Below are 10,520 nucleotides of genomic sequence, written 5' to 3' on the forward strand. Positions count from 1 at the left end.
CAGCGTGGCGAAGTGCGGGTCGTCTCCCTTCTCGACATCAGGCGAGGCTGCCGGCGAACACATTTACCGCGAGGGCCAGCACGACGAGGTTGAACGCGAAGGACAGCACCCCGTGCGTCAGCGTCAGGCGCCGCAGATGGCGGTTGGCGACGGCCACGTCCGACACCTGCGACGTCATGCCGATGACGAGCGAGAAGTAGAGGAAGTCCAGGTAGTCCGGCTCCTTGTCGCCGGGGAACAGCAGGCCGCGGCGGGGTTCGTGTTCCTCGTCGCGCAGGCCGTAGTAGACATGCGCGTAATGCAGCGCGAACACCGTCTGCAGCAGCAGCCAGGCCGACGCCAGCGATGCCATCGACAGTGCGAGGTAGCCCCAGCGGACCATTCCGTGCAACGCGCGGCTGGTGCCGACCGCCTGCGCCACGGCGATGACGCTGGCGCAGGCCGCGACGGTGGCGAACACGAACAGCGCCGCTGCGCCCGGGTCGATCCACTGCGCGCGGCGGCGCGTCGCCTGCGCGTCCAGGCCGGCGATCCAGTGCCAGGTGATGCCGAAGTACATCCCGCTGTAGGCCAGCCAGCCGACCAGCCAGGGAAACTCATCGCTGGGCAGCGCGCCGCGCGTGACCGCCAGCATGGCGAGCGCTGCGGCGACGAGCGCCAGGCCCTGCCGCTGCAGCGCGCTCAGCCGCACCGACCAGTGCAGGCCATACAGGGGATGGGAGACGGGTTGCGGCATGGCGGTCCTGTGGATGTGCGAAGCGTGTTGCCGGCCAAGCGGCCGGCTTTCCCCCAAGCAGCTTGGGACCGGCACCCGCCGTCCCGACGTCGATGGGTGAGCGCGGCTTCTCAACACTTCGGCCTTGATCGGCTGCCTAAGAGTAGCTATCGCCGGTCATCGGGGCGCGTCCCTACCGGTTTCGCACCGCGCTCACGGGATTCAGTGTAGTCGATGGCCTCGTGTGCGTTTGCGATCGCAAAGAAACAGGCGGGCATGTCCGGCACTACGACGCCGAATGCCTGCGTGTCGTCGCCGGGGTGGCCGAGATGTCCAAAGTGGCTACAATGGACATCATCAAACGAGCCCCAGGGGAATGGTCATGAAAGTCATGTCGGCGCGCGACGCCAAGAACCGGTTTGGAGAGTTTCTCGATGCTGCGCGGCGGGAGCCTGTCGTCGTGACCCGGAACGACCGCCCCGTCGGGATCATGATCTCCATCGAGGATGCGGCCGATACGCTGCTTCCGGAGTTCCTGCTCGACAAGGACCCCGGCTACGACGGCTGGCTTTTCGATAAGGTGTCGGCCACGCTTGCGCGGGTCAATTCCGGGGAAGCCCGTGTTCACGGCCACGATGATGCGATGGCGCAGTTGCGTGAACGGCTGCGCGCCCGTACGTCCGGCAAGACCGCGTAAGGATGCGGATCGTCTGGACTGAAGAGGCGCTCGACGACCTCGAGGAAATCCTCGCCTACTACTACCATCAAGCGGGCCCGGCCACCGCTGCCGCGGTTCAGCACAGGATCGTCGCGGAAGTCGAAGCCCTGCGAACATTTCCCGAGCGAATCCGTGCGAGCGACCGCGTGCCCGGCGCGCGCGAGCTCGTGGTCCGGCGTCTGCCCTATGTCGTCTTCGTGAAAGTTTCGGCGGACGGGGTTGTCGTGTTGAACGTCGTGCACACGGCTCGCAAGTTTCCAAGCTAGCGGACGATTGCTCGCGGGCGAGTCCGATCGCGGGAGGAGTCGCCATCGTCGGTCACAGGGGCGCGTCCCTACCGGTTTCGCGCCGCGCTCACCCGTCGAGGATACGCGCGGCTTGCGGCGGCCTTCAAGCGCGAGCCTTCTGTGGCCGATCGCCGTCACCCGGCTCGGCGGCGATCAAGGGTTCGCCGGACCGGGGCAAGGCGTACTGGGCGTACCGGGGTTTGGCGGTCGACGACAGCGGCGAAACCTCGGCATCAAGCCGAGCACCGAGTTCGGCTGCAGTGGTTTCAAGGTCGTACTGGTTTTGCAGATTCATCCAGAACGCAGCCTCCATGCGGAAGAAGCGACCAAGGCGAAGCGCCGTGTCGGCCGTGATGCCGCGTGTGCCCATGCAAATTTCGTCGATGCGTCGCTGCGGCACGCCGATGGCCTTCGCCACCCGATAGCGCGTGATGCCCAGCGTTTCGATGAAGTCGTGCAGCAGTACTTCACCTGGGTGGACGGCGGGCAGGCGCTCGCCCGTGCTCACGTCCGACAGGTCGAGGCCGGGTAGGTCGTCGCGATCGATGGTCATTGAACTTCTCCAGGTCAGTGGTAATCGACGAGCACCACGTCGAACGCTTGTCCGTCATTCCATCGGAACACGATGCGCCACTGATCGTTGATCCGGATCGAATGACACCCCGTGCGATCGCCGCGCAGCGCCTCGAGCCGGTTGCCGGGCGGAATCCGCAATGAATCGAGCTGGGTCGCGGCATCGATCTGCTTCAACTTGCGCCGCGCAACAGACTGGATCTCGACGGGCAGGCGGCGGACTTGAAATCCGGCGAAGATGGCTGCAGTGTCCTTGTCACCGAACGAATGGATCATGGTTGATGGTAACGACGGTCGTTAGTATCTGCAAGCGTTAGTAAAGTTCCACCACCCCCGACTACAAGGCTGTCAGTCGAGGCCGATGCGGCTGCGATTCCGGACTATGCTTCAGCCGTGCGCGCCGCGCTCACACCTTGACGTCTACCGCAGCGCCTACGCCGCGCTCCGCATCAACGGCCAGCGCAACTGGGATGGCAATGGGGCAGAGCTTGGCGCGGGCCCCCTCAGTCGTGGCTCGCCGTCCCAAGAGAGGGGACGGCGACGTAACCCATGTGATGAGTCATCTGCTGCCGTCAGCGACCATCCAGTTCGGCCAGCGCAGCTTGTCGGATGGCTTCGGTCACCCACTGATTAAGGCTTTGTCCGTGCGCTGCGGCGGCAATTGAGGCTGCCTCGTGGGTTTCCGGATCCAGCCGTAAGGAAAACTTGCCCGAGAACTGCCGCTGCGGTTCGATACCCCGGCGTTCGCAGGCGTCGAGGAACACGCGCAGAGAGATCGCGCCCTCGCGCTGCAAACCCTCCACGTCTGCGGCGTAGAAGTCGGCTCCGCCATTCAGGCTGACGAACTCACCGCGGAACATCTGAATCTCCGGGTCGTACGCGATAACCGCCTGATAGCCGTCGATCATCATCGTGTTCATGGCTTCACTCCATTTTCCTCGAGCCATTTTCGAATTGCTGCAACGGCACCCTTGTCGGTGTCCGACGACGGGTGAGGGCGATGAAACACCCGGACGAGGCCGAAAAGAAAAACCTCTACCCGAGATCCCTCGCGTTCCGCGATTTCCGCACCAAGCTCTCTCAGCAGCGCCTCGATGTCTGTCCAACGGACATTTCCCGAGACAGGCCGGGCGAAGATCAGTTCCAGGGTGCGCTGATGCTTGCGTCTCATGAGTTATGGTAGCAAAAAACGGTATCAAGAAAAGGTCAAGTTGGCATTGCCTGGCGCCCTTGAGCGCTCACGCGGCGTACCCCGTCTCGCCGTCGCGCCGCGCCTGGCCCAGTGCCACCAGCGTGTCCAGTACTTCGGCTACGCGCGTGGCGCGGGCGCCGGTGTAGCGGCGGGCGAGGGCTTCGGCGGTGATCGGGGCGGGGGCGGCGGCGAGCTGGGCGCGCAGGGCTTGAACTTGTTCGGGCAGGGTTTTGGGCCAGGGGGTTTTCGCCGCCTTGGCGGCGCCGCGCGGGGCGGGCGCCACGTCCTCGCCGTCGCCGGCGTCGCCCCGTAGGGCGGGCTTCAGCCCGCCATCGCCGCCCGTCGTGGCGTCATCGTGCGCGATGTCCAGCGTGGGTTGGCGGGTTGAAACCCGCCCTACGGGGGCCGTGTCGGTGCCGGGGGCAGTGGCCGCGCCGGGGTTCTGGAATTCGGGGCGCAGCCAGCGGATGTGGCCGCGGGCTTCTTCGGCGGCGCGTTCGGCGTTGAGCGCGACCAGGCGCGACAGCAGTTCCTCTTCGGCGGCGGCCTGCTCGGGGGCCTTGTCGGCCAGCGGCAGGGTGGCGCCGGGGCGGCCGACCAGGGCAGGGGCGAGGTCGGACCAGCCGTAGGCGGCGAGGACCGCGGCGTCGAGGCGGTCGTGCAGTTCGCGCAGCACCGACACCAGGCCCTGTTCATGGATCGTCTTTTCCTTCGCGTTCAGCGCCTCGCCGTGGCGCAGCTTTTCGAGCACGTTGTACATGCCGGTGAGCGTCAGCGTGGGGTGGGCTGCCTGTTGCCGCTTGCGGTGGGCGTCGAGTTCCTCGGCGAGCGCGCGGATTTCGGTTTGCTGGTCGGCGTTGGCGGCGGGGAAAGGGAAGGGCTCGGAGCAGCGCGACTTGTTGTAGCGCGGGTCGTTGCCGACGCCGAGACGGCCGCCGGCCGAGAGCGCCCACAAGGTATGAACGCGGCTGGACAGCAGGCCCAGTGCGACGGCGTCGGGCACGGCGACATTGACCAGCATGTTGTCCGGCAGGATGTCCGCATCGAGAAACTGGAAAGTGCGGTGCTTCGTCGTTTCAACGGTGGCGATATAGCGCGGCAGGCCGGCGAGGTAGCGGCGCAGTTCCTGCCGCGGTTCATGTCCTGCCACAGGCCGCCGACGAGTGGGACAAGAGCTTCAGGCGTGGCTTCGCATTCCTGCAGCAGGCCCTTGAAACTGTCGCGCGGCAGCAGGCCGACGTCTTCCGCGAACATCGTGAACAGGCTGCGCATCAGGAGGGCGGCGACGGTCTCCGAGGCGTGGCTGCCTTCCAGGCTGCGCGCCAGCTTTGCAAGCAGGTCGGCCACTTCGCGGGTGACGCGGGCGCTGTGGCGGGTGGGGTCGAGTGCCAGCGGGTCGAGCCAGACCTTGAGCAGGCGCGCGCGGATGGCCTCGTCGCGCAGGTCTTCGAGCCCGATGCGGTGGCTGCGCACGTTGGGGAAGGGCACGTAGGTGGCGCCCGAGCGGCTGAACTCGGCATACAGCTCGATCGAGCGGCCGACGTCGGTGACGACGAGAAAGGGCGGCCGGCTCTCGCCGGCGGGCAGCGCGCGGGCGTAGGCCTCGGCCTGGCCGCGGGCGCGCAGCATGGCGTTGTCCCAGCGCCCGGAGCCGAGCGTCTGGCCGGTCTGCTTGGCCTCGCAGACGAAGGCGCCGCGGCGGTAGAGGTCGATGAAGCCGCGCGACTTGCTGCCGTCGCCATGGCGGAAATCGACGCGGCGCTCGAACATGTAGGCGTTGTCCTCATGCCCGTCGCGCGCCGGCTCCGGGCGCGGCAGCGCGAGCAGCTCGCACAGCTCGGTGAGGAAGAGCTGGTAGTTGGCGCGCTCGGTGCCGCTGGCGTGCTGCCAGCACGCGATGAAGGCGTCGATGGCGGCGGGCGTGGGCAATTCAGGATGGGCGGCGGGGCTGGAGACGGTGGAGTCCACGGGCGCGGGCCTTGGATGGGGATCCGCCGATTATACGGAGAGCATGCAGGCGGACGCCGCCGCCGGCTTCCGGTGCAGGTCTCCGTTCGCTATGACTCGCGGCTGCGATGACTCTCGGGGCGTCCGCCGTCCGCGGCGAACTGGGCTGGCAGGTCTCTTGCGCCGTGCAGGATGCGTACCACGAGAACGTCCGTGCCGTTGGTCTCGAAGAAGATCAAGTAGTTCCCGTGAGCACAGGAGCGGATGCCGTCACCCAGTTCTGGGCGCAGGCGGTAGCCCGGTGGATTGAGCAAGATGCGCTGGCACTGCTGGCGCAATTCCTGCACGAAGGTGATCGCCCGACGCGGATTGTCAGTGGCGATGTAATCGGCGATGGATTCGAGATCCTGCTCGGCCAGTGGGGTGAGGCGCAGGCGCATCAGCGTCCCTGGCCGGCGTATTTGGCCTCGAGTCGATCGAACACCGCGTCGGCAGACTTGGGTTCGCCACTGCCCCGGCCCGCCGCGATCTCGGCCCGCAGGGCGTCGAGTTCAAGCTGCCGGCGCTGCTCGCCTTCCTCCAGCAGGCGCAAGCCCGCACGGACCACTTCGCTTGCGTTGTTGAAGCGCCCCGTTTGCACCTGCTCCCGTACGAAGCGCTCGAAATGACTGCCCAAGGCAACACTGGTCGGCATGATCGTGGTCTCGATAATAGTTAATAACAGTTATTAAAGTGCTGCTTATCGTCTTCGTCAATCATGTCCCGGCGGTCCTGCCCGGCGGATCCTGGATCCTCGCAGGGATAGCCATCGCCGAGCACGAACGGGAGTGGTCTACAGTGAAAGTCCGAGGGCTGGCAGCCCCGGATGGAGGAGAGCAATCATGCAGGTCCAACCCTATCTGAACTTCGGCGGCCGCTGCGAAGAGGCGCTGGGCTTCTACCGGGCCGCGCTCGGCGCGGAAGTCGAGATGCTGATGCGCTTCCGCGAAAGCCCTGACGAGCCGCCACCCGGGACGATCCCCGCCGGCTGGGGCGACAAGGTGATGCACGCCAGCGTGCGCATCGGCGATTCGGTGGTGATGGCGTCCGACGGCGGCTGCACCGACAAGCCGGGCTTTGCGGGCTTTTCGCTGACGTTGTCGGTGGCCGACTCCGCCGAGGCCGAACGCCGCTTCGCCGCGCTGGCAGACGGCGGCCAGGTGCTGATGCCGCTGGGCGAAACCTTCTTCGCGACCAGCTTCGGCATGCTGGCCGACCGCTTCGGCGTGCAGTGGATGGTGATCGCGATGAAGGAGGGCTAGCGCAAGACGCGTGCGATGCGTTCGGCCGCTTCCAGCAGGCGTTCGCGGCGCGTGGTGTAGGCGATGCGCAGGTGGCGGCGCGGTAGGTGGTCGCCGAAGTCGATGCCCGGCGTGGCGGCGACGCCGGCTTCCTCGATCAGGCGGCGGGCGAGCGCTTCGGCGTCGTCCGCCAGCGGCGACACGTCGGCGTAGATGTAGAACGCGCCCTGCGGCTCGGCGGCGATGGTGAAGCCGATGTCGCGCAGCGCCGGCAGCAGGGTGTCGCGGCGCTCGGCGAACTCGTGCCGGCGCGCTTCCAGGATGTCGAGCGTGGACGGCGCGAAGGCGGCCAGTGCCGCGTGCTGGGCGGGCGTCGAAGGGGCGATGAAGAAGTGCTGTGCCAGCTTCTCGACGGTGCGCACATAGCCCTGCGGCGCGACCAGCCAGCCGAGGCGCCAGCCGGTCATGCCGAAATACTTGGAGAAGCTGTTGACCACGAAGAGGTCGTCGGCGGCGTTGAGCGCCGGCCGCGACAGCGCGGTGGAGGCGTCGACGCCGTAGGTGAGGCCTTGGTAGATCTCATCGACCAGCAGCAGGCCGCCGCGGGCCTGGGTGACGCGGTGCAGTGCTTCGATTTCGGCGCCGGTCAGCAGGGTGCCGGTGGGGTTGGACGGGGTGGCCACCATGAGGCCGCGGGTGCGCGCGCTCCATGCCGAGTCCACCTGGCCGGGGGTGGGCTGGTAGCGGCTCGCGGCATCGACCGGCAGGCCGCGCGCGACGCCTTCGAAGCTGCGCACCAAGTGGCGGTTGGACGGATAGCCCGGATCGGGCAGCAGCCATTCGTCGCCCGGGTCGGTGGTGGCGGCCAGCGCCAGCATCAGCGCGCCCGAGGCGCCGGCGGTGACGATGATGCGCTCGGGCGCCACGTCGGCGCCGAAGCGGTCGTGGTAGAAGCGGGCGATGGCTTCGCGCAGCGCCGGCAGGCCCAGGCCGGAGGTGTAATGCACGTCGCCGCCCGCGATGAAGCGCGTGGCGGCGTCGAGCATGGGCTGTGGCGTGGGAAAGTCGGGCTCGCCGACTTCCATGTGGATGATGTCGCGCCCCTGCGCCTCGAGCTCGCGTGCGCGGCGCAGCAGCTCCATGACGTGGAAGGGCTGGATGTCGGCGGTGCGGCGGGCGAGATGGAGCATCGAAAAATTCCATGGCGGCGAAGACGCGAATCGTAACCCGCCAAAAGCAAAAGCGCCTCGCGGCGCCTTTCGGATGTGGGGGTGGCGGGCTGAAGCCCGCCCTACGTGTGCCTCGGCACGCTGCTGTAAATAAAAGAGCGCCTTGCGGCGCCTTTTGGATGTGGGGATGGCGGGCTGAAGCCCGCCCTACGTGTGCCTCGGCACGGTGCTGTAGGGCCGGCTTCAGCCGGCCATCTTCGTTCAGTCGGTGTTCAGCGCCAGCTCGAACAGTTCGCGCTTGAGGGTGAGCTCGCGCGGCAGGCGGTCCTGCAGCTTGTCGAACCATTCCTTGTGCAGCGACAGCTCGTTGCGCCAGGCGTCGGCATCCACCTTGGTCAGCGCGTCGAACTCGGCCTTGGTGACTTCGGATGCCGTCCAGTCGATGTCCTCGAAGTTCGGCATCCAGCCTAGGGCGGTTTCCTTTGCGCCGACGCGGCCGCGCACGCGGTCCACGATCCACTTCAGCACGCGCATGTTCTCGCCGAAGCCCGGCCACATGAACTGGCCCTGCTCGTTCACGCGGAACCAGTTCACGCAGAAGATCTTGGGCGTGTCTTCCACGACGTGACCCATGCGCAGCCAGTGGTTGAAGTAGTCGCCCATGTGGTAGCCGCAGAAGGGCAGCATCGCGAACGGGTCGCGGCGCACCACGCCCTGCGCGCCGAAGGCGGCGGCGGTGGTTTCCGAGCCCAACGTGGAAGCCATGTAGACGCCGTAGTTCCAGTTGAAGGCTTCATACACCAGCGGCACGGTGGTGCCACGGCGGCCGCCGAAGATGAAGGCCGAGATCGGCACGCCGGCGGGGTCTTCCCAGTTCGGGTCGATGGACGGGCACTGGTTCGCCGGCGCGGTGAAGCGCGCGTTGGGGTGCGCCGCCTTGCGGCCGGTTTCGCTGGCGATCTCCGGCGTCCAGTCCTTGCCCTGCCAATCGACCAGGTGGGCGGGCGCCTCCTTGCTCATGCCTTCCCACCACACGTCGCCGTCGTCGGTCAGCGCGACGTTGGTGAAGATGATGTTTTCCTTCAGCGTCGCCATCGCGTTGAAGTTGGTCTTCTCCGACGTGCCCGGGGCGACGCCGAAGTAGCCGGCTTCGGGGTTGATGGCGTAGAACTTGCCGTCCTTGCCCGGCTTGATCCAGGCGATGTCGTCGCCCACGGTGTAGATCTTCCAGCCGTTGAACGACTTCGGCGGGATCAGCATGGCGAAGTTGGTCTTGCCGCAGGCCGACGGGAAGGCGGCGGCGACGTAGGTCTTTTCGCCCTGCGGCGACTCGACGCCGAGGATCAGCATGTGCTCGGCCAGCCAGCCTTCGTCGCGTGCCATGGTGGAGGCGATGCGCAGCGCGAAGCACTTCTTGCCCAGCAGCGCGTTGCCGCCGTAGCCCGAGCCGTAGGACCAGATCTCGCGCGTCTCGGGATAGTGGACGATGTACTTGGTGGTGGGGTTGCACGGCCAGCGGCTGTCCTTCTCGCCGTGGGCGAGCGGCGCGCCGACGGTGTGCACGCAGGGCACGAACTCGCCGCTGGTGCCGAGCACCTCGACGGCGCCGCGACCCATGCGCGTCATCACGCGCATGTTGGTGACGACGTAGGGGCTGTCGGAGATCTCGACGCCGATGTGGGCGATCGGGCTGCCGAGCGGGCCCATCGAGAACGGGACGACGTACATCGTGCGCCCGTGCATGCAACCCTTGAACAGGCTGCTCAGGGTTTCACGCATCACCGCCGGGTCTTCCCAGTTGTTGGTGGGGCCGGCGTCGGCCTTGTCCCTGGAGCAGATGAAGGTGCGGTCTTCGACGCGAGCCACGTCCGACGGGTCGGACCAGGCGAGGTAGGAGTTCTTGCGCTTTTCCGGGTTCAGCTTGATGAGCATGCCCGATTCGACCATCTCGGCGCAAAGGCGGTCATATTCCTCCTGCGAACCGTCGCACCACACGACGCGGTCCGGCTCCGTCAGGGTCGCGATCTCGGCGACCCACTTCTTGAGGCCTTCGTGGCGGACGTAATCCGGTGCAGCAGCGGTGGCGGCGTCGGCAAAGCGTTGATTCATGGGAAATCCTCTCCTCTCTCCACAATTCGGAAGCGAAACCGTTTCCCGTCGGTCGAGCCCGTGACGTCTCGAAGGCCTTGCGGCCGGCGGGCGGGCGGCGGAATGGCCGGGTTGAGGATGGGGCGCAGCCCGGCGATCCGCACTTCGTCGACCGGTAGCCCTAGGGGTTTACCTCGATCAGCGAAGCCGCAGGATTATGCCACGCCGGGCCTGTCACGCGCGCGGACCTTTGCACCAATATCACATGTTTTCACATGGTAATTTACGATTTCATTATGTGAGAAATTCGTCAAAGAAGAGTATGCTTCGCGCTCCGCGACCATCGGGCGGCGTTAGTCTATGCGCCAGGCCAGCGGAGGGCCGCGAGGGCAAACAGCGTCAACGACAGGAGGGACGACCGACATGGACGAATTGATACGCGCAGCAGCGCTCGACTACCACCGCTACCCGCGGCCGGGCAAGATTTCAGTGACGCCGACGAAGGTGCTGTCCAACCAGCGCGACCTGTCGCTGGCGTATTCGCCCGGGGT

At 66.6% G+C, this 10,520-nt stretch carries 14 protein-coding genes; 3 read left to right on the top strand and 11 right to left on the bottom strand.

Going from position 1 to position 10,520, the window contains the following annotated elements; translation table 11 throughout:
• Positions 1-37: 37 nt before the first annotated feature.
• Positions 38-736, bottom strand: coding sequence for a DUF1345 domain-containing protein (locus tag GH664_RS16775; RefSeq protein WP_153169213.1), 699 nt, complete (start codon positions 734-736; stop codon positions 38-40).
• Positions 737-1,097: 361 nt separating this feature from the next.
• Between GH664_RS16775 and GH664_RS16780 the strand changes: the two genes are divergently transcribed.
• Together GH664_RS16780 and GH664_RS16785 are read left to right on the top strand one after the other, a co-directional pair.
• Positions 1,098-1,412 carry a type II toxin-antitoxin system Phd/YefM family antitoxin gene (locus GH664_RS16780; RefSeq protein WP_153169214.1) on the top strand — a complete coding sequence of 105 codons (315 nt, stop codon included), beginning with the start codon at positions 1,098-1,100 and terminating at the stop codon, positions 1,410-1,412.
• A gap of 2 nt (positions 1,413-1,414) precedes the next feature.
• The gene (locus GH664_RS16785) at positions 1,415-1,699 is read left to right on the top strand and encodes a type II toxin-antitoxin system RelE/ParE family toxin (protein WP_153169215.1); all 285 of its coding nucleotides are present in this window, start codon (positions 1,415-1,417) and stop codon (positions 1,697-1,699) included.
• A gap of 124 nt (positions 1,700-1,823) precedes the next feature.
• On the opposite strand, the gene GH664_RS16790 is transcribed toward GH664_RS16785, so the two are convergent.
• The 8 genes from GH664_RS16790 to GH664_RS16820 form a co-directional block, all read right to left on the bottom strand.
• Positions 1,824-2,273: a HigA family addiction module antitoxin gene (locus GH664_RS16790; RefSeq protein ID WP_153169216.1), complete on the bottom strand. Its 450-nt coding sequence runs from the start codon at positions 2,271-2,273 to the stop codon at positions 1,824-1,826.
• Between the two features lie 14 nt (positions 2,274-2,287).
• Positions 2,288-2,569, bottom strand: coding sequence for a type II toxin-antitoxin system RelE/ParE family toxin (locus GH664_RS16795; RefSeq protein WP_153169217.1), 282 nt, complete (start codon positions 2,567-2,569; stop codon positions 2,288-2,290).
• A 296-nt stretch (positions 2,570-2,865) separates the two neighbouring features.
• On the bottom strand, positions 2,866-3,213 hold the full coding sequence (locus tag GH664_RS16800; RefSeq protein WP_153169218.1) for a type II toxin-antitoxin system HicB family antitoxin: 348 nt from the start codon (positions 3,211-3,213) through the stop codon (positions 2,866-2,868).
• A complete protein-coding gene (locus tag GH664_RS16805; RefSeq protein WP_153169219.1) occupies positions 3,210-3,464 on the bottom strand; it encodes a type II toxin-antitoxin system HicA family toxin in 255 nt (84 codons plus the stop codon). The genes GH664_RS16800 and GH664_RS16805 overlap by 4 nt, the downstream gene beginning before the upstream one ends.
• Before the next feature lie 67 nt (positions 3,465-3,531).
• Complete coding sequence (locus tag GH664_RS23890; RefSeq protein ID WP_308445465.1) at positions 3,532-4,245, bottom strand: hypothetical protein; 714 nt, start codon at positions 4,243-4,245, stop codon at positions 3,532-3,534.
• Positions 4,246-4,256: 11 nt separating this feature from the next.
• On the bottom strand, positions 4,257-5,453 hold the full coding sequence (locus GH664_RS16810) for a type IIL restriction-modification enzyme MmeI (RefSeq protein WP_194270429.1): 1,197 nt from the start codon (positions 5,451-5,453) through the stop codon (positions 4,257-4,259).
• A gap of 89 nt (positions 5,454-5,542) precedes the next feature.
• On the bottom strand, positions 5,543-5,872 hold the full coding sequence (locus tag GH664_RS16815; RefSeq protein WP_153169220.1) for a type II toxin-antitoxin system RelE/ParE family toxin: 330 nt from the start codon (positions 5,870-5,872) through the stop codon (positions 5,543-5,545).
• Positions 5,872-6,126 carry a type II toxin-antitoxin system ParD family antitoxin gene (locus GH664_RS16820; RefSeq protein WP_153169221.1) on the bottom strand — a complete coding sequence of 85 codons (255 nt, stop codon included), beginning with the start codon at positions 6,124-6,126 and terminating at the stop codon, positions 5,872-5,874. Before GH664_RS16820 ends, GH664_RS16815 begins: the two co-directional genes overlap by 1 nt.
• Positions 6,127-6,313: 187 nt before the next feature.
• Here GH664_RS16820 and GH664_RS16825 point away from each other — a divergent pair, with 187 nt between their 5' ends.
• Positions 6,314-6,733 (top strand): VOC family protein, encoded by a 420-nt coding sequence (locus GH664_RS16825; protein WP_153169222.1) that lies wholly within the window; start codon positions 6,314-6,316, stop codon positions 6,731-6,733.
• Here the strand turns inward: GH664_RS16825 and GH664_RS16830 are convergent.
• Both GH664_RS16830 and GH664_RS16835 read right to left on the bottom strand, forming a co-directional pair.
• A complete protein-coding gene (locus GH664_RS16830; RefSeq protein WP_153169223.1) occupies positions 6,730-7,902 on the bottom strand; it encodes a pyridoxal phosphate-dependent aminotransferase in 1,173 nt (390 codons plus the stop codon). The two genes, GH664_RS16825 and GH664_RS16830, sit on opposite strands and share 4 nt — an antisense overlap.
• Before the next feature lie 240 nt (positions 7,903-8,142).
• A complete protein-coding gene (locus tag GH664_RS16835) occupies positions 8,143-9,990 on the bottom strand; it encodes a phosphoenolpyruvate carboxykinase (GTP) (protein ID WP_153169224.1) in 1,848 nt (615 codons plus the stop codon).
• Between the last annotated feature and the right edge of the window lie 530 nt (positions 9,991-10,520).

The sequence above is a fragment of the Thauera sp. 2A1 genome, from assembly GCF_009469595.2.
In the GTDB taxonomy this organism is placed as follows: Bacteria; Pseudomonadota; Gammaproteobacteria; order Burkholderiales; family Rhodocyclaceae; genus Thauera.

Coding starts and splice junctions, on each gene's coding strand:
- GH664_RS16830 (WP_153169223.1), bottom strand. CDS start 7,902: ATGCTCCATCTCGCCCGCCGCACCGCCGACATCCAGCCCTTCCACGTC.
- GH664_RS23890 (WP_308445465.1), bottom strand. CDS start 4,245: ATGTACAACGTGCTCGAAAAGCTGCGCCACGGCGAGGCGCTGAACGCG.
- GH664_RS16820 (WP_153169221.1), bottom strand. CDS start 6,126: ATGCCGACCAGTGTTGCCTTGGGCAGTCATTTCGAGCGCTTCGTACGG.
- GH664_RS16835 (WP_153169224.1), bottom strand. CDS start 9,990: ATGAATCAACGCTTTGCCGACGCCGCCACCGCTGCTGCACCGGATTAC.
- GH664_RS16825 (WP_153169222.1), top strand. CDS start 6,314: ATGCAGGTCCAACCCTATCTGAACTTCGGCGGCCGCTGCGAAGAGGCG.
- GH664_RS16815 (WP_153169220.1), bottom strand. CDS start 5,872: ATGCGCCTGCGCCTCACCCCACTGGCCGAGCAGGATCTCGAATCCATC.
- GH664_RS16800 (WP_153169218.1), bottom strand. CDS start 3,213: ATGAACACGATGATGATCGACGGCTATCAGGCGGTTATCGCGTACGAC.
- GH664_RS16785 (WP_153169215.1), top strand. CDS start 1,415: ATGCGGATCGTCTGGACTGAAGAGGCGCTCGACGACCTCGAGGAAATC.
- GH664_RS16795 (WP_153169217.1), bottom strand. CDS start 2,569: ATGATCCATTCGTTCGGTGACAAGGACACTGCAGCCATCTTCGCCGGA.
- GH664_RS16805 (WP_153169219.1), bottom strand. CDS start 3,464: ATGAGACGCAAGCATCAGCGCACCCTGGAACTGATCTTCGCCCGGCCT.
- GH664_RS16780 (WP_153169214.1), top strand. CDS start 1,098: ATGAAAGTCATGTCGGCGCGCGACGCCAAGAACCGGTTTGGAGAGTTT.
- GH664_RS16790 (WP_153169216.1), bottom strand. CDS start 2,273: ATGACCATCGATCGCGACGACCTACCCGGCCTCGACCTGTCGGACGTG.
- GH664_RS16775 (WP_153169213.1), bottom strand. CDS start 736: ATGCCGCAACCCGTCTCCCATCCCCTGTATGGCCTGCACTGGTCGGTG.